Below are 17277 nucleotides of genomic sequence, written 5' to 3' on the forward strand. Positions count from 1 at the left end.
TTCAACCAGCCGCGAGCCCCGCCGCCTGAACGCCGGCGATGCAGATGGCTTCGTCCTCGTCGCCGGTGCCGCCGCTGGCGCCCACCGCGCCCAGCATCCGGCCCGCCGCATCGCGGATCACCACCGCACCGGTCTGCGGCAGGAACTTGCCGTCGGCCGTGGCGGCCAGCGCGACGAAGAAGTTGGGGTTGTCCTTGGCACGCTCGGCCAGCTTGCGGCTGGCCACGCCCATGCCCACGGCGCCCCAGGCCTTGGCGCGGGCAATGTCGAAGCGGAACATGGTGGCCCCGTCTTCACTGGCGAACGCCTTGAGGTTGCCGGCGGCATCGAGCACGGCAATGCCCATGGGCTGATAGCCGGCCTCCGTGGATTTCTTCAGGGCGGCATCGATGATGGTCCGGGCTTGCTGCAGGGTGAGGCTGGACATGGGCTTTTCCTTTTCTTTGGCTGGGCGGCCGCGCCGCCGTCTTGATCTTCGGCTTGCCGATTGTCGGCGTGCACGCTCGCAGCCGTCCTGCGTTCCGAGGCGAGCACACAGTCTCCATTTTTCCTCCTTCATTGCCTTCTAGCCTGAGGGAATGCCTGATTTCATTCGCGTTCGACCTTGGCGATCCCATCTGTCCAGAACGATCGCCGGCGCCCTGAGCATGGCACTGGCCACCGGTTGCTCACAGCCCTCCGTCGCGCCGCTGGAAGACCACGCCCAAGGTACTGCGGCTTCCGTCTCTAGCCGCGCCGGGGATCCCGATCCGGGCCTCGCGGTCGATTCCTTGGATGCTGCTGCGGCGCCGAAAGGTGCCTGCAGCGTCGAGCTCTACGGCGACTCCATCCTTCATGGCGGCTACCTGGGCGACCGGCGTCTCGAGGAAAGCCCGGCGGCCGCGCTTCGGCGCATGCGTCCCAGATACCGGGTGATCGATCACTCCGTGAACGGAGAAACCGCCAGCGTGCGATCGGCGGCGTTCGCGACCGAACCACGTTCGAGCCGCATCGTCGTCATCCAGTACGGGCTCAATGACGCCATGCAGAACCTGCCGCTGGAACCGGCCTTGCGCTCCATGGTCACGCAAACCAGGGCAGAGGGCCGCCATGTGGTCCTGACGGGCTTGTCGCAAATACTGGTCGGCGCCGACGTGCGCGCACGAGGCGACGCGACGGTGCGACGTGTGGCCGGGGATCTGGCGGTGCCGTTCGCCGACTGGGGCAGCGTGCCGATGCGTCGCGGCGAGATGGCGGACATTCTTCATCCGTCGCAGGTCTATTCCACCCGACTCGTCGAGCGCCTGGTCAAGGTGCTGGACACCCTGGCCCCGGAGTGCGCGTGACGACGGACGCGGTTGGCATGGCTCGCAATGGCCCGAGACCGAGTCATGTTGCAATTGCCCGTTCACTCTTTCAACGCGCAGGCAGCACACGCATGACGACCTCTTCCCTCTCTATTCGCCCTCCGGTGCCGGACGACTACGCGGCGTGGAAGCCGCTCTGGGACGGCTACAACGCCTTCTACGGCCGCGAAGGCCCGACCGCCCTGCCCGACGAGATCACGCAGGTCACCTGGCAACGGCTCTTCGATGCCCGCGAACCGGTGCATGCGCTGGTCGCCGAGCGCGACGGGCAGTTGGTCGGCCTGACCCACTACCTGTTCCATCGCAGCACCACGCGCATCGAGCCGACCTGCTATCTGCAGGACCTGTTCACCTTGCCCTCGGAGCGCGGACGGGGCGTGGGACGGCTGTTGATCCAGGGCGTGTACGACCGGGTGAAGCGTGCGGGCGGGCACCGCGTGTACTGGCAGACGCATGTGACCAACGCGGCGGGGCGCGCGCTGTATGACAAGGTGGCCACTCACGACGGGTTCATCGTGTACGGCACCTCGGTCTGAGCCCCTCAGTCTCAGTACTTGATCGTCACCCCGGCCTTCACGCCGTTGTTGGCCTTGCCGTCGGACGACACGCCGCCGTTGAGCGACACGTTGCCGCCCGTGCTGGCTCCCAGCGAATAGGTGGGCCGGGGCGTCGAGGTGTCGGTACCGATGTAGGTGCCGCTGCCGTCGGGCCGCTGCACGCCGACGGTCGCGCCATTGACGGTGGCGGCCTGCTCGGTCGGGTTCACGTTGGGCGCCACATAGACGGTGCCCTTGTCGTCGTTGTCGACCGGCACCTTGATCGGCTCGGCCTGCACGAGTGCGCAAGACGCACCCAACCCCAGTGTTGTCACAAGTATCAATTTACGCATCGTCTCGATGCTTTGCCATCGGCGGCGCGATCCGCGTAGGACGCAAGGAGATTCGGGCCGCGAACTGCAACTTGAAATGTCAAAGGCTATGCTTTGACAAACCACCGAGGACGCAACAATGGAGCACGCAACCCCCGCCACCGGGCCCCTCGCCCGAAGCACTCGAACGCATGCTGGCCGCGGGCCGCGACGGCGCGCTGCTGCGCATGAGCCTGGCGCTGGCCCATCACCGGCGCGACGATCCCCACACTGCGCTGATACACCTCGGGAAGGCACTGGCCCTCGACGCGGACTTCACCGCGGCACACCGCCTGCAAGGCTTGATTGCACTGGAACTCGGCGATGCCGCGCAGGCCGAGGCGGCCTTCGCCCGGGGCCTGGAGGTGGCGCAGCGGCGCGGTGAACTGCAGCTGGTCAAGGAGCTGACCGTGCGGCTGCGCAGGCTGCGGCCCGCAGCGCCTTGCGCGAGCTAGATCATCGAGTCTTCGTATGCCATGGCGGTGGTCGACGACGCGCTGCAAGCCTTGATGTCGACGGCCTACGTGTTCGCTGAGAACTTGCGTACTCAAGCGTCGCACGGATGGCAGGTTCTTCCGCCTCGCCCTAGGATGCAGCATCGGCGCGCCGCAGTTCGGTGCGCCACGCTCACGCAATCAAGACAGGAAAAGAACACATGTCCCCCACCGAAGTCGTCCTGCCCGAACAGCTTTTGATCGCCATCGCGGCCCAGAGCCGCATGCCGATTGCCCGGATCGGCGAAGCGCTGACATCGCTGGGCATGGTCAGCCAAGACCAGCTGCGCGAAGGCCTGACACAGCAGCAACGCGCACCCAACGTGCCGCTGGGCGAGACGCTGGTGCGCATGGGCATCGTCACCCAGGGCCAGTTGCAGACCGCGCTGGTGCGCAAGATGGGCTACCCGCTGGTGAACCTGCAGTTGTTCCCGCCCGCGGCCGACGCCCTTCGCAAGGTCGGCCACAGCGTCGCGCGGCGCCTGCAGGTCATGCCGCTGATGATGCACGAGGGCCGCATCATCGTGGCCATCGACGATCCGATCAGCCGGCACTCGGCGCTCGACGAGATCGAGTTCATCGCGCAGGCGAAGGTGATTCCCGTCATCGGCCAATGCCTGGACCTCGACACCGTGCTGCACACGGCCTACGAGAAGATCGGCGAGCCCGCTGTCGGCGTCGGGGGCGCCTTTGCGGCCAACCTCGACCCCATGCGGCCGCTGGAGTTCGACATGGCCGGCACCACCGAACTGCTGCAGACCCTGGAGCGCGAAGGTCCCGCGGCCGCCCCCACGGATGCGCCCATCGAGCAGTCGGACAACTCGCTGGTGCGCATGATCAACAGCATGATCCTGGAGGCGCACCGCGAGGGTGCCTCCGACATCCACATCGAAAGCTACCCGGGCCAGGAAAAGACCCGCATCCGCTTTCGCCGCGACGGCCTGCTCTACACCTACTTGGAGCTGCCACCGAGCTACCGCGCCGCCATCGTCGCGCGCATCAAGATCATGTGCGACCTGGACATTAGCGAAAAGCGCATGCCGCAGGACGGCAAGATCAACTTCGCGAAGTACTCGCCGCAGCACCGCATCGAGCTGCGCGTGGCGACCATTCCCACCAATAACGGGCTCGAAGACGTGGTGATGCGCATCCTGGCATCGGCCAAGCCCATTCCCATGAGCCAGCTGGGCCTGTCGCCGAACAACCTGGCGCAGCTGACCAAAGCCGTCGGGCGCCCCTACGGCATGGTGCTGTGCGTAGGTCCCACGGGCTCGGGCAAGACCACCACGCTGCACTCGGCGCTGATGCAGATCAACACGCCCGAACGAAAGATCTGGACGGCGGAAGACCCGGTCGAAATCACCCAGGCCGGCCTGCGGCAGGTGCAGATCAACCCGCGCATCGACTGGACCTTTGCCAAGGCGCTGCGGGCCTTCGTGCGCGCGGACCCCGACGTGATCATGGTCGGCGAGATCCGCGACGAGGAAACCGCCAAGACCGCCATCGAGGCCTCGCTCACCGGCCACCTCGTGCTGTCCACGCTGCACACCAACAGCGCCCCGGAAACCGTGACCCGGCTGCTGGACATGGGCATGGACCCGTTCAACTTCGCGGACTCCCTGCTCGCGGTGCTGGCCCAGCGGCTGGTGCGCCGCCTGTGCACGCGCTGCACCACCCCCTCGCCCGCGAGCGCGGAGGCCGTCGAGGAACTGCTGGACGACTACATGCATGCCTTCGGCCCGCAGGAAAAGACGCCGGCCCACCGCCAGGCCGTTCACGACGACTGGCTGCGCCGCTACGGCCACGACGGCAAGCTACACAGCCACGCCAGCACCGGCTGCAAGCACTGCGGCAACACGGGCTTCAAGGGACGCGTGGGCATCCACGAGCTGATGGTGATGTCCAGCACGCTGCGCCGCCTGGTGCAGACCGGCGCACGCGCGGAAGAGCTGCAGCTGGCCGCGCTGCAGGAAGGCATGCGCACCTTGCGCCAGGACGGCATCGAGAAAGTGCTGGCCGGGCACACCAGCATCGAGGAAGTGCGCGCGACCAGCAACGTGTGAACGCGCGGCCCGGCGGCGCTGCACCTACAGCTCGTTCAACGGAATGAAGGGCGCCACCAGCCGCAGCTTGAAGCGCTGCCACGCCGTGGTCTCGGGCGGTACGTCGTAGACGGTTTCCTTGCCGTCGTTGTCCTGCTCGATCCATTCGACGTTCTTGCCGCCGGCGTCCAGCCGCAGGCGGTAGGAGCTGCCCGCGTCCGCGAAGCTGTCCAGCTGGCGGGCCATTTCGGCACTGTCGATGATGAGACCCAGCTCGGTGTTCAGCCGCGCCGAGCGGGGGTCGAGATTCATCGAGCCCAGGAACACCTGCTTGCGGTCGACGATGCCGTTCTTCATGTGCAGCGCGCCGGTGCGATGGCCGAAGATGCCGAACTTGCCGCGCTTCACGCTCAAGGTGGGGCTCAGCTCGTAGATGCCCACGCCGGCCTTGAGCAGCTCATGGATGTGCGGCCAGTAGCCCACGTACACCCAGGGTTCGTCGGTCGACGCCAGCGAATTGGTGAGCAGCGTGACGCTCACGCCCTCGGCCTGCGCGCCGGCCAGGCTGGCGACCGAGGCGTCGGATGGCACGAAGTACGGCGACACCATCTTGATGCTGCTGCGCGCCGTGCGGAACCAGCGGATCACGCCTTCCGTGACGGTGCCCTTGAGCGAGTTCTCGCGCTCGTTCAGGCCCAGCGTCTTGCTGAGCGGATCGAACAGCACCCGTGCGTCGGCCCACAGCAGCGGGCTGAGCGCACGGTCGGCCAGCTCGAAGGGCAGGTTCATCATGGGCACGAGGTCCAGCGGCAGCTCGACGGGTTCGTCGGGCTGCGGGTCGTGGATCTTGCCGTCCGCCGGAATGCGCGGCGCCTGCGGCGGCCTGGCGTCGGCGACCCGCGCGTCGAACTTCTGCCGCAGCTGCGCCTGCGTGAGCGAGGTGCTGGCGATGCGCCCTACGGGGTAGACGACCTCGCTGTTCCAGTAGTGGTCGAACTCGCTCGACAGGTCGCGCACCACCGGGCCGGCCGCGAACACGTCCATGTCGACGAAGTTGCTGCCCGCTGCATTCATCACGTACTCGTCGGCCATGTTGCGCCCGCCCGCCACGGCGGCGGCGTTGTCCGCCACGAAAAGCTTGTTGTGCATGCGCCGATTGACGCGGGCAAAGTCGAAGCCCGAGCTGACGAAGCGCGTGACATCGCTGCCCCGCCCTGCCGGGAAAGGATTGAACAGGCGCACCTGCACGTTCGGGTAGCTGGCAAGTGCGAGCAGCAGGTCGTCCTCGCCGGTGGTGTAGAGGTCGTCGACCAGCAGACGCACGCGCACGCCGCGCAGCGCCGCGTCGCGCAGCGCGCCCATCAGGGCGCGGCCGGTGTTGTCGCCGGCCAGCAGGTAGTACTGCACGTCGAGGCTGCGCGTGGCGAGCCGGGCCAGTTCCATGCGGGTCGCGAAAGAGGTGGGGCCGTAAGGCAGCAGGCGAAAGCCCGAGCGGCCGTCGGGCGGAAGCACCTTCTGCGTGAGGGTGCCCAACGGGGTGGCCTGGAAATCGGTGATGGCGCCGACGGGCTGCGTCGGCACCTGCGGCGGCAGGCTGGCGCATGCAGTCATCCACATCGAAAGAACCAGCAGGCACGCCGCAAGCAGCGGGCGGCCCCACATGTGGGCGCGAAAGGCGCCCTGCCGATCGCGGCGCGGTGCATCGGCCCAGCATGCTGTCGTCATTTTTTCCTGCTCTCGTCTCGGTTGGCGCGCCACCCGCGGGGGATGATCGGGCCGCGCGCATGACGCGAGCCTGACGGTGCCGGGCGGCCGCGTCAATCGTTGCGTTCGGGGTACGTTCGGAGCCGACCGTGTGCAAACCGTGCGGGTCGCGGGGTCCGACAATCGGACGCCCGATGCCCCGCAGGGAATTTTCAATGCCGGCACGCCGGTGCGCGACGATAGACGACCCATGACGAACTCCGCCCCCTCCACGCCCGCACTCATCGACACCTGCACCCAGGCCTCGCTCGCCCTGCTGGAAAGCAACCTGACACCGCACGGCATCCTGGCCGCCACCCGCACCGAGGCGGCTGTCGCACGGCGCTACACGCGCATCTTCGGGCGCGACGCCGCCATCTGCGTGATGGCCATGTGCGGCAGCGGCGTGCCCGCGCTGGAGCAAGGCGCGGTGGCCAGCCTCGACGCGCTCGCGGCGCAGCAGGCGGCCAACGGGCAGATTCCCAAGTACGTCGACCCCGAAGGCCAGGACGCCGACTTCTGGTACCTGGGCTGCATCGACGCCACCTTGTGGTGGCTGATTGCGGTGGACCATGTGCGCCGGCACGGCAGCGTCGGCGCATCGCACTGGCAGGAAGAGGTCGCGCGCGCCATCCGATGGCTGCAGGCGCAGGAGCACCAGCACTTCCGCCTGCTGCAGCAGAACGAGGCCAGCGACTGGGCCGACATCATGCCGCGCTCGGGTTACGTGCTGTACAGCAACGCGCTCTGGTACGACGTGAAGCGCCGCTTCGCGCTCGACCATGCAGAAGAGACACAGCACCACTTCAACCACCTGTTCAACCCGTTCCAGCGCGACCTGCCCGAGTACCACCGCGCGCGCCTGCTGCGGCACTACGCGCGGCGCGGCCGGCGCGACCCCGGGCTGTACCTGAGCTTCGTCAACCTCGCGGTCGTCGGCGACGAAGGCGATGTGTTCGGCAACGTGCTGGCCATACAGAGCGGCCTGGCCGACACGGAGATGGCGCACCGCATCGTGCAGACCGTCAACGCGGCGCGTGCGTGCGCCCCCTACCCGGTGCGCGTGGTGCTGCATCCGCTGTCGCAGCAGCACGAACTGTGGCGCGCCTACATGGGGCGCCACCAGCAGAACATCGTGCACCAGTACCACAACGGCGGGATCTGGCCGTTCGTCGGCGGGTTTTGGGTGATGGCGCTGGCACGGTTGGGCCTGCACGAACAGGCATGGACCGAGCTCGAGCGGCTGGCGCAGGCCAATGCGCTGGACGGCTGGCGCTTCACGGAGTGGTTCCATGGGCGCACGCTGGCGCCGATGGGGATGGCGGGGCAAAGCTGGAATGCGGCGACGTTCCTGCTGGCGAAGCGGGCGTTGGATGGGGACGGGGTGGCCTGGTGACGCCGGGCCTTGCAGGCCGGCGTGCACAATCTGCGGCATCTCGACCCTGACGCCATGCGAATCCACGAACTGAAACGACGCCTGCGGGAAGCCGGCGCAGGCCCCAGCCACGAACAGCGGATCTTGCGGCTGTGGTCCCATGCGCTGCCCCGCGACAGCGGCCGGCGCCTGCCGGCGAGCTTTTTCCCGTCGTCGCTGATGGAGGCGCTGCCCGCCATCGAAGCCGAGCTTGCGGGGCTGGCGCGCATTCACGCCGTGCACCCTGGCGCCGACGGTTCCGAGCGGCTGCTCGTCGCGCTGGCGGACGGCCAGACCGTGGAAAGCGTGCTGCTGCCCCGGGACGGCCTGTGCGTGTCGTCGCAGGTGGGCTGCGCCGTCGGATGCCGGTTCTGCATGACGGGCCGGGAGGGCTTGCTGCGCCAGGTGGGCAGCGCCGAAATCATCGCCCAAGTCGCGCTCGCGCGCATGCGCCGTCCGGTGCGCAAGGTGGTGTTCATGGGCATGGGTGAGCCGGCCCACAACCTGGACAACGTGATCGAGGCGATCGACCTGCTCGGCACGGTGGGCAACATCGGCCACAAGAACCTGGTGTTCTCCACCGTGGGCGACCCGCGGGTGTTCGACAGGCTGCTGCAGGAGCGCGTGCGGCCCGCGCTGGCACTCTCGCTGCACACGACGAAGGCCGACCTGCGCAAGGACCTCCTGCCCCGCGCCCCGAACATGACGCCCGAAGAGCTGGTCGACGCGGGCGAGCGCTACGCGCGCGCCACCGGCTACCCGATTCAATACCAGTGGACGCTGCTGGAAGGCGTGAACGACGGGCCCGAGGAGATCGAAGGCATCGTCCGGCTGTTGTCGGGCAAGTACGGCGTGCTGAACCTGATTCCCTTCAACGCAGTGGACGGCGTGACGTTCAGCCGGCCGTCGTGGGAGCGCTGCGAACAGGTGGCGCGCACGCTGCACGAGCGGGGCATCCTGACGAAGCTGCGCAATTCGGCGGGGCAGGACGTCGATGGCGGCTGCGGCCAGTTGAGGGCGCGGGCGGCCGAAGTGCAGGTGATGTTTCGAAGGGGCTGAGGCCGTCACCGGAGAAATCGAATGAATTCCACAGCTTCACGCCCTGCGCCACGCAAGGGTCTTCATCCATGACATTGCAGAAGAAGGGCAAGTACTGGTACGGCACGACGCCCGAGGACATCGAGGCTCAACTCGTCGCCTACAGCACGCGCAACAGGTACGAGGCCGTCAGGTTCTCCCGGTCTGCATGCGCATGCGGACAGCGTTCGTTCCAGCTCGAAACCGATGAGGACGCAGGCGCGGCCAGGCGAACCTGTGTTCGCTGCGGCGCGGTTCATCTCATGGGAGACAGCGACGAATACGCGAGCGAAGCGGAGTTCGAAAGGCATTCGTGCATCTGCGACGCGGAGGCGTTCGAACTCTTGTCGGGTGTCGCCTTGTACGCGGACAGCAACGACGTTCGTTGGTACTACATCGGCTGCAGGTGCACAAGCTGCCAGCTGGTCGGTGTATTCGCAGATTGGAAATGCGAGGCTGGAGACGCAGACGCGTTCCTGCGCAAGACCTGAGCGGGCAGCAGCGACCGGGGATGCGGCAACAGGCTCGTCACGACGGACATGACGACCCATCGATCATGGCCGGATTCGATGCTCACGCTGGCTCAGGCACACGCGCTCAAAGTCCACCCCACACCTGAATCAGCCCCACCAGGTGGACGACGCCGAACGCCAGGCAAACCACCGAACTCCAGACCCAGAAGGCAGTGAGCCGCCGCCGATCGAACACGAACAACGCCAGCGCCACGAGCCCCCGCAGCAGGTACACCGCCGTGATCGCAGGCAGCACGAGCGCCAGCAATGGCAGCGGCTGCAGCACCCCGGCCCCTGAAAGCGCATACGCCGACCAGACGCCGAGCACGCACGCGATCAGCAGCGTGACGATCGGCGGATACAGATGCCCCGCGGCCGCGCCTGCGGCCATGCGTTCCCCGGCCCCGAAGAACCGGTACCAGGCGGGCCCGCCAAAGATGATGCAGATGTGCAGCAGCGCCGCAATGGCACTGAGCACGGCCCCGGCGATCAAGGGAATGTTGAAGGACAAAAGAAACTTTCAAAAACACGCGAGCGGCCGCAGCACCCGCACCGTGTCGCGCGTCGGCCCGAAGGCGCCGTAGCGCACGCCAAGGCCGCTGAGGGCTTCGACACGTTCGATCCATTCCTGCGGCGTGCCGACGGTGCCCGGCTCGTACAGGGGCTGGGCGGTGTACAGCCGTTGCGTCAGGGCTTGCTGGTGTTCGAGATCAGGCACCTCGCTGCAACGCAACGCGTTCATGCGCGAGCCGTCCGCACCGCGATACCCTGCGCACCATCGCAGGCCCGCACCCTCGACAGCATCGAGATGGCTCGCCACCAGCCCATCGAGCTTCCCCACGGCCTCCAGCGCATAGCGCAGCAGCACCGCATCGGGATGCCCGCGCCGGAACACGCCCTGCCAGCCTTCGTCCGCGTTGTGCGGCTCGGCCAGGAGAGCGTCCAGCGCATGGTCATGCGTGGGCAGCGGGCCGGCGCCGTGCCGGGTGAGGTAGCTGCGCAGCACGCCCAGGTGCTGCACGCGCGCGCCGATGCCCACATCGCGCAGCACCGCCTCGACAGCGCCAGTCGACACCGTGCTCCAGGTCGTGTGGGGATGAAAACCGCGCCACTCGTCGAGCAGCACACCCTGCGCGCCTTCGAACACCACGGTGCCCGGACGCGCGAGCCGTTCGGCGACGCGGTCCGCGCCAGCGGGCGGCGACTGCGCCAGGCACGGCGCCACGGCGTCGAGCCAGCGCTGCGCGAGCGAGTCGTCACGCAGCATGGCGAGTTCTTGCGCGGCATCCGCATGCAAAGAGGCTGCAGCCGCAAACTCGCGCAGCAGCGCGGTGCGCGAGGCCTCCAGTTTCTCGAGCGCGCGAGCGGGGTGAAGCAGATCGCCGTAGCGCAGCGCTTCATCCGGCGAGGCGAGCGCGTGCCGCACCGTCTCGCCGACGCCCACGCCGCAGCTGCCGTGCGCGCCCTCCCCCCGCGTCCATTCACGCAGCCGGCCCGCGGCCTGGTGGAACGGCGTGGTCACGCGGCAGCGCGCGTCGACCAGCAGGCGCGAGAAGGCGTCTTGCACACCCACCCTGCGCAACGCCGCCTCCTCGACGCGCAACGCCGTGGGATGCACCACCACCGCACTCGCCAGCACCGTGCCCACGCCCGCATGGAAACTGCCGGCGCCGAACTGCGAGAAGGTGTGGTGCCGGCCATCGGCCAGCACCACGTTGTGCCCGGCCTGCGCGCCGCCGTTGAAGCGCACCACGGTGTGGGCCTGCAACGCGCCGCACAAATGGTCGGTGAAGCGCCCCTTGCCGCAGTCCCCGAAGCCCAGGCCCAGCAGCGAGACGTAGTGCGTGGCCCCTGCGACGGCGGCGGTCACCCGGCGGTCACCCGACCCTCAGCCGAACAGGCGCTTCCACCACGACGAGCGCGGGTTCGCGGCCGCCGTGGCCACGGCCGGCGGCGCGCGGCGCGATGCGCCGGGGTCGAGCAGCGCCGCGTAGGCGTCCAGCGCGTGCAGCACGCCGCCCACGCGTTCCTTGGCCATGCCGGTGCCGCTCATCACGCCGGCCAGCGCCTCGAGGCTGGGCACGGCCTTCTCGGTGAGGGCGACGATGCCGGCGGCCACGGCGCAGGCGTCGTCGGGCGAGTCCATGCAGATGACGTGATCGCCCAGCAGCTCGCGCCAGCGCCCCTCGCAGCGGCGGCGGCGCTGGGCGTCGGGAATCAGGAAGAACAGGTTCGTGGTCTCGGCCGCGGCGGCGATGACCTCTTCGATGGGAATGTCCTCGTCGAGCTTCTCGCCGATCAGGCCTTCGATCTGGTGGCGCGAGACGGCGGGGTACGGCAGCTCGTCGCCGGTCACGAACAGGTAGCCGCGCTTCTTGCGCTTGACCCAGCAGTCCATGTCGGTGTGCTGCGCCATGACGTAGAAGGCCAGCTCGTAGCTTTCTTCGCCGCTCCCGCCACCGCCGCCTTCGAGATAGCTCCAGGTGAGCCACTGGTCCATGAGGTTGGCGGTCGACTCGAACTGGCCGACCTGCAGCGGCGCGCCGTCGGAGGTGGCGTCGCCGATGGCCATGAACATGAGTTGCGGGTCCGCCACGCCGCAGTCGGTCAGCAGCTTCATGAAGTTGGGCAGCTCGCGGCGCGCCAGGGTCTGCGGAATGTCGCCCATGGAGCCGGTGACGTCGAGGGCGAACACGATGCCCAGCGAATTGGGGTGGTCGGCGTTGTCGCGCGACTCGCGCACCTTGAGCCCGTGCGGGTTCATCAGCGGGTGCGTCGAGCGCTGCGTGAAGACTTCGGCGCCGGGCTTGGCGGCGCGGTCGGCAATCAGCGCCGTGTGTGCGGCGTGCGAGTAGTTTCCATAGCCCATGAATGACCTCCTTGGTGACTGTTGTTCAGGCGCCGGCGCGCGGCGCGGGATCGAAAGGCACGAACCTCGACGGCCCGAAGGCTTCGCGCGAGGCGGCCGAAAGCGCTTGCTCGATGCCCTGCGCGCCCAGGCGCTCGCAGGTGGCGGCGTCTTCGCTGCATTGGCGCAGCAAGGTCGCGAGCGGTGCCGGGGTGTGGGCGCCGAAGCCGGGCTCGCCGACCCCTGCCTCATGCAGGCCATGCAGCACGGCGCGCACGGTCCAGGCGGCCTGCATCAGGTCGCGCGCGACGGCGGCGGTGTGGGCCGGCCCGGTGGCCTGCTGCGCGCGCGACCAGCCGATGAGCAGCACGCCGTGGTCGCGCGGATGCACGAGCGCATGCGCGGGCGACAGGTCGCGATGCGTCCAGCCGGCGCCGTGCACGAAGGCCAGCACCTCGAGCATGCGGCGCCAGAGCCACACGGCGTGGCGCGGGTCGATGCCTCGGGCGTTGGCTTGCTGCACGTCCTGCAGGCTGCCCCAGAAACCGGTCGGGTGGCGCAGCACCAGCGCCTGGCGGGCGCCGTCGCCCAGGCCTTCGGCGAGGCCCGTGCCCAGCGGTTGCGGCAAGCGGCGCGTGAAGTAGGCCGCGCCTGCGATCGACAGGTCTTGCAGGGCCTGCAGCACGGCGGCCTCGCGCAGCAGCACCTGGTTGGCTGCGGAGTCACGCGCCAGTTTCAGCGTGACGCGCTCGGGCAGTGCGCCGAGCCGTTCGGCCAGCAGCACCTCGCTGTGCTCGCCGGTGGCCAGCGGCGCCAGCACGCGGTAGCGCGCACTGCGCCAGGTGAGGATGCGTCCGCCCGGCACGTCGGCGTTGGCCCGCCGCAGCGCGGCGCGGAAGCTCTCGCGTTCGACGGTTTCCGTGCCGCGCACGATGGTGGCGCCGCAGTAGCTGCAGTCGACCGTGCGCCAACGTGCGGCACGCGGCAGCGGCGCGGAGCATTGGGGGCAGCTGAGTGCGAGCAGCGACAGCATCCGGCCGTGCCCTACGCGTCCCTGGGCGTCGCCGGGTCGGGCGATGCCCGCACACGGTCGATGCGGCGGCCTTCGAGCTCGACGATCTCGAAGCACCAGCCGGCGCAGTCGATCAGCTCGCCCACTTCCGGCAGATGGCCCGAGACGGACATCAGCAGCCCGGCCACGGTGTTGTAGCGCCCGCGCTCTTCCTCGGGCAGCTCGCGAATGCCCAGGCGCGCGCGCAACTCCGACACGGGCATGAGTCCGTCAAGCTCCCACACGCCGTCGGGCCGCTCGCGGGCCCAGGCGTCGGTCTGCATGCCGGGCTGCAGCTCGCCGGTGATGGCTTCGAGCAGGTCGCGCGGGGTCATCAGGCCCTGCACCACGCCGTATTCGTCGACCACGAACACCAGCCGGCCGGCGCGCTCGCGGAACTGCTCCAGCAGTTCCATGCCGGTGAGGGTTTCGGGCACGAACACCGCGGGCAAGGCCTCCGGGCCCAGCGCGCCGGGGTGCGCGGACCCCAGGCGCAGCAGGTGGGCCACGCTGATGACGCCGACCACGTCGTCGAGCGAGTTGCGGCACACCGGGTACCAGGAATGCACGAGGTTGAGCGCGGCGGCGTCGGCCACCTTCTGCAGCGCCTGTGGCACGGTGAACGAGGCGTCGAGCCATTCGATGTCGGCGCGCGGGATCATCAGCGACGACAGCCGCCTGTCATCCAGGTGAAACACGTTGCGCACCATCTGGTGCTCGTGGTGCTCGATGACGCCGGCGTCCACGCCTTCTTCCAGGCTGGCCGAGATTTCTTCTTCCGTGACGTGGCGCGCCGCGTTGGCGTCGATGCGCAGCACCTTCAGCATGGTGGCCGTGGCGCCCGCGAGCAGCCACACGAAGGGCTTGGCGGCCTTGGCCAGCCCGCGCATGGGGCGCGACACCCAGCGCGCCACCGGTTCGGGATAGAGCTGCCCGATGCGCTTGGGCACCAGCTCGCCGAAGATGATGGTGAAGAAGGTGATGCAGGTGACCACGCACGCGGTGGACACCACGCTGGCGGTGCCGGCGCCCATGCCCACGCTTTCCATCCACACGGCCAGCGGCGCGGCGAAGGCGGCCTCGCCGACGATGCCGCTCAGCATGCCGATGGAGGTGATGCCGATCTGCACCGTCGAGAGGAATTGCGTGGGCGACTCCATCAGCTTCAGCGCGGCCACCGCGCCGGTGTCTCCCGTTTCGGCCAAGGCCGCGAGACGTGCGCGCCGGCTGGTGGAAAGGGCCATTTCGGACATTGCGAACAACGCGTTCAGCGTGGTCAACAAGGCCAGGAGGAGAACATCCATGAACTGAGGGAGAGAATGAAGGAATGTCACTTTACTTGATTGGCGACCTGCAGGGCTGCGACGCCCCCCTCGGGCGGCTGCTGCAAAAGATCGATTTCTCCCCCAGCCGGGACACCTTCGTGCTGCTGGGCGACCTGGTGAACCGGGGCCCCGATTCGCTCGCGGTGCTGCGCCGCGTGCAGGGCTACGGCGCCTCCGCGCTGAGCCTGCTGGGCAACCACGACCTGCACCTGCTGGGCGTGGCGCACGGCGCGCGCAAGGCCGGGCGCAAGGACACGCTGGGCGAACTGCTGGCCGCGCCCGACAGCGAGGCGCTGCTCGACTGGGTGCGCCAGCAGCACATGGCGCTGCACATGCGCATCGGCACCGGCGACCTGCTGATGGTGCATGCGGGCGTGCTGCCGCAGTGGACGGTGAGCGACACGCTGGTGCGGGCCTCCGAAGTCGAGTCGGTGCTGCGCGGCCCGGCGCTGGGCGAATTCCTGATGACGATGTACGGCAACGAACCCGCGCAGTGGCAAGACAGCCTCACGGGCAGCGCCCGGCTGCGCGCCATCGTCAATGCGCTGACGCGGCTGCGCTTCTGCACGGTTGACGGCGTGATGGAGTTCGAGGCCAAGGACAGCGCCGCCACAGCGCCCGAGGGCTACATGCCCTGGTTCGACGTGCCGGGGCGCAAGACGCGCAAGGCCACGGTCGCCTTCGGCCACTGGTCGACGCTGGGCTGGCTCTCGCGGCCCGACCTGCTCTCGACCGACACGGGCTGCGTGTGGGGCGGCTGCCTGAGCGCGGTGCGCATCGGCGCGACGCTGGACGAGCGCGAGCTGATCCAGGTCGAGTGCGAGCAGGCGCAGAAGCCGGGCAAGACCGGCTGAAAGGCCTCAGAACGCCTGCGTCATCAGCCCGTACACGGTGCGCACGCCGCTCACGTAGTTGCCCATGCGCAGGTTCTCGTTGGCCGCGTGCTGGTTGTTGTCGGCGTTCACCAGCGGAACGATCGCAAAGGGCACCGGCAGCACGCGAACGATCTCGGCGGTGGGCACCGTGCCGCCCATCATCCGGATGCGCACCGGCTCGGGCTGCGTGCCGAAGGTTGCGCCGAGCGCCTTGTAGGCCCACCGGCCCACGGGCGACTCGATTTGCGAGCCCGCCGCGTCGCCGCCCTCGCTCTGGTAGGAGAAGCTCGCAAGTTTGTCGTAGCGCGCGCGGTCCTCGTCGGTCGGCTCACCCTTGACGAGGTGGTAGCCCTGGCGCTCGATGTGTTTCTGGATCAGCTGGCCGAGGTAGGCCGGATCGGAGTCGGGCGTGGTGCGCAGGTCCATCTCGGCCACGGCCTTGTCGGGCACGATGTTGGCCACCTTGTCGCCCACCGAAGCCGCGGCCATGCCGCGCACGTTCAGCGAGGGGTACTGCATCGCTTCCTGGTAGTTCGCACCGACCTTGTCGGTGCGCGCAATGCCCAGGCGGCGCTTGAGTGCGGCCTCGTCGTCGGGCACCGCGGCCATGATCTTGCGGTCGGCCTCGGCGATCTTCACGTGGTCGTAGTAGCCGGCCACCGTCACGCGGCCCTCGTCGTTCTTCATCGAGGCCAGCAGGTTGGCCAGGCGCTGGGCCGGGTTGGGCGCGTAGTTGCCGTAGTGCCCGCTGTGCAGCGGCACCTTGGCGCCGTACACGGTGAGCCGGGCCTCGGCCGCGCCGCGGTTGCCGAACACCAGCGTGGGCCGGTTGGTGGCGTGCATGGGGCCGTCGTGGATCACGATGGCGTCGCAGCGCAGCAGGTCGCGGTGCGCCTGCATCACCTTGCCGATCGAGGGCGAGCCCTTCTCTTCCTCGCTGTCGAGGATCACCTTGACGTTGACCGCCGGCTGGGCGCCCCCGGCCTTCAAGGCATCGATGGCGGCGAGCATCATCATGATCGGCCCCTTGTCGTCGGCGGACGCGCGGCCGAACACGCGCCATTCGGGGTCGAGCGGGCCGCTGAAGAGCGGCGCCGAATCGATCTCCTCCCAGCCGCCGTTGGCCGCCTTGCGCTTGAGCACCGGCGTCCACGGGCTCTTCTGCGCCCACTGCGCGGGAATGACCGGCTGGCCGTCGAGGTGCATGTAGAACAGCACCGTCTTGCGCGCGGGGTCGCTGCCCGGGTACTCGGCATAGAGCATCGGCTTGCCGTCGTTGGGCAGTTGCTGCGTGGTGAAGCCGCGCTTGCGGAAGGCCTGCTCCAGCCACTCGACGTTCTTGCGGATGTCCTCCGGCGAGATGGCGTCGTTGGGCAGGGCCAGCAGCTCGAAGTACTCGCGGTAGGTGGCCTGCGCGTGGCGCTCGGCGTCGGCCGCGGAGAGTTCGCCCGCCCCGGCCGTGCCGGTCATGCAGGCGGCCACTGTCAGGGCCAGGGGGAGCAGCGCGAGCGGGCCGCGCGAGGTTCGGGGCTGTGAAGGCATGGGGCGGGGTCCACTTGGTAGGGTTTCGCGGCAGTCTAGGCAAACCCGGGCGTTTGAACAATTGCCGATTTTCAGCGCAACCTTTGCCTTTTTTGCAACGC

At 68.6% G+C, this 17277-nt stretch carries 17 protein-coding genes; 8 read left to right on the forward strand and 9 right to left on the reverse strand.

What is annotated here, in order from left to right; translation table 11 throughout:
* Window position 1: 1 nt before the first annotated feature.
* Entirely contained in the window at window positions 2–427 is a 426-nt protein-coding gene (locus AC0IYU_RS18815) for a GlcG/HbpS family heme-binding protein (RefSeq protein WP_472119996.1), read from the reverse strand.
* A 220-nt stretch (window positions 428–647) separates the two neighbouring features.
* Between AC0IYU_RS18815 and AC0IYU_RS18820 the strand changes: the two genes are divergently transcribed.
* Both AC0IYU_RS18820 and AC0IYU_RS18825 read left to right on the forward strand, forming a co-directional pair.
* Window positions 648–1325, forward strand: coding sequence for an SGNH/GDSL hydrolase family protein (locus AC0IYU_RS18820; protein WP_472119998.1), 678 nt, complete (start codon window positions 648–650; stop codon window positions 1323–1325).
* A gap of 92 nt (window positions 1326–1417) precedes the next feature.
* Complete coding sequence (locus AC0IYU_RS18825) at window positions 1418–1882, forward strand: GNAT family N-acetyltransferase (RefSeq protein WP_472120000.1); 465 nt, start codon at window positions 1418–1420, stop codon at window positions 1880–1882.
* A gap of 11 nt (window positions 1883–1893) precedes the next feature.
* On the opposite strand, the gene AC0IYU_RS18830 is transcribed toward AC0IYU_RS18825, so the two are convergent.
* Window positions 1894–2235 carry a hypothetical protein gene (locus AC0IYU_RS18830; RefSeq protein WP_435439649.1) on the reverse strand — a complete coding sequence of 114 codons (342 nt, stop codon included), beginning with the start codon at window positions 2233–2235 and terminating at the stop codon, window positions 1894–1896.
* Window positions 2236–2405: 170 nt separating this feature from the next.
* Between AC0IYU_RS18830 and AC0IYU_RS18835 the strand changes: the two genes are divergently transcribed.
* Window positions 2406–2708, forward strand: coding sequence for a hypothetical protein (locus tag AC0IYU_RS18835; RefSeq protein WP_472120001.1), 303 nt, complete (start codon window positions 2406–2408; stop codon window positions 2706–2708).
* Between the two features lie 200 nt (window positions 2709–2908).
* Window positions 2909–4810, forward strand: a complete 1902-nt coding sequence (locus AC0IYU_RS18840) for a GspE/PulE family protein (RefSeq protein ID WP_472120003.1) — start codon at window positions 2909–2911, stop codon at window positions 4808–4810.
* A gap of 24 nt (window positions 4811–4834) precedes the next feature.
* On the opposite strand, the gene AC0IYU_RS18845 is transcribed toward AC0IYU_RS18840, so the two are convergent.
* Window positions 4835–6514 carry a phospholipase D family protein gene (locus AC0IYU_RS18845; protein WP_472120005.1) on the reverse strand — a complete coding sequence of 560 codons (1680 nt, stop codon included), beginning with the start codon at window positions 6512–6514 and terminating at the stop codon, window positions 4835–4837.
* A 229-nt stretch (window positions 6515–6743) separates the two neighbouring features.
* Between AC0IYU_RS18845 and AC0IYU_RS18850 the strand changes: the two genes are divergently transcribed.
* The 3 genes from AC0IYU_RS18850 (at window position 6744) to AC0IYU_RS18860 (ending at window position 9514) form a co-directional block, all read left to right on the forward strand.
* Window positions 6744–7928, forward strand: a complete 1185-nt coding sequence (locus tag AC0IYU_RS18850) for an amylo-alpha-1,6-glucosidase (RefSeq protein WP_472120007.1) — start codon at window positions 6744–6746, stop codon at window positions 7926–7928.
* A 54-nt stretch (window positions 7929–7982) separates the two neighbouring features.
* On the forward strand, window positions 7983–9005 hold the full coding sequence (locus tag AC0IYU_RS18855; RefSeq protein WP_472120009.1) for an RNA methyltransferase: 1023 nt from the start codon (window positions 7983–7985) through the stop codon (window positions 9003–9005).
* A 68-nt stretch (window positions 9006–9073) separates the two neighbouring features.
* Complete coding sequence (locus AC0IYU_RS18860; RefSeq protein ID WP_472120011.1) at window positions 9074–9514, forward strand: hypothetical protein; 441 nt, start codon at window positions 9074–9076, stop codon at window positions 9512–9514.
* 106 nt (window positions 9515–9620) lie between these two features.
* On the opposite strand, the gene AC0IYU_RS18865 is transcribed toward AC0IYU_RS18860, so the two are convergent.
* Genes AC0IYU_RS18865 through AC0IYU_RS18885 form a run of 5 tightly spaced genes read right to left on the reverse strand, consistent with a single transcriptional unit; the run spans window position 9621 to window position 14738 of the window.
* On the reverse strand, window positions 9621–10046 hold the full coding sequence (locus tag AC0IYU_RS18865) for a hypothetical protein (protein ID WP_472120013.1): 426 nt from the start codon (window positions 10044–10046) through the stop codon (window positions 9621–9623).
* 9 nt (window positions 10047–10055) lie between these two features.
* Window positions 10056–11405 carry an adenylosuccinate synthetase gene (locus AC0IYU_RS18870; protein ID WP_472120015.1) on the reverse strand — a complete coding sequence of 450 codons (1350 nt, stop codon included), beginning with the start codon at window positions 11403–11405 and terminating at the stop codon, window positions 10056–10058.
* A gap of 18 nt (window positions 11406–11423) precedes the next feature.
* Entirely contained in the window at window positions 11424–12404 is a 981-nt protein-coding gene (locus AC0IYU_RS18875; RefSeq protein ID WP_472120017.1) for a VWA domain-containing protein, read from the reverse strand.
* A 25-nt stretch (window positions 12405–12429) separates the two neighbouring features.
* A complete protein-coding gene (locus AC0IYU_RS18880) occupies window positions 12430–13416 on the reverse strand; it encodes a lipopolysaccharide kinase InaA family protein (RefSeq protein ID WP_472120019.1) in 987 nt (328 codons plus the stop codon).
* A gap of 11 nt (window positions 13417–13427) precedes the next feature.
* Window positions 13428–14738, reverse strand: a complete 1311-nt coding sequence (locus AC0IYU_RS18885) for a hemolysin family protein (protein WP_472120021.1) — start codon at window positions 14736–14738, stop codon at window positions 13428–13430.
* 23 nt (window positions 14739–14761) lie between these two features.
* On the opposite strand from AC0IYU_RS18885, the gene AC0IYU_RS18890 reads away from it, so the two are divergent.
* Window positions 14762–15613 (forward strand): symmetrical bis(5'-nucleosyl)-tetraphosphatase, encoded by an 852-nt coding sequence (locus AC0IYU_RS18890; protein WP_472120023.1) that lies wholly within the window; start codon window positions 14762–14764, stop codon window positions 15611–15613.
* Between the two features lie 6 nt (window positions 15614–15619).
* Here AC0IYU_RS18890 and AC0IYU_RS18895 read toward each other — a convergent pair whose 3' ends face one another.
* Window positions 15620–17176, reverse strand: a complete 1557-nt coding sequence (locus AC0IYU_RS18895; RefSeq protein WP_472120025.1) for a M20/M25/M40 family metallo-hydrolase — start codon at window positions 17174–17176, stop codon at window positions 15620–15622.
* Between the last annotated feature and the right edge of the window lie 101 nt (window positions 17177–17277).

Source organism: Variovorax sp. AC103 (assembly GCF_979254005.1).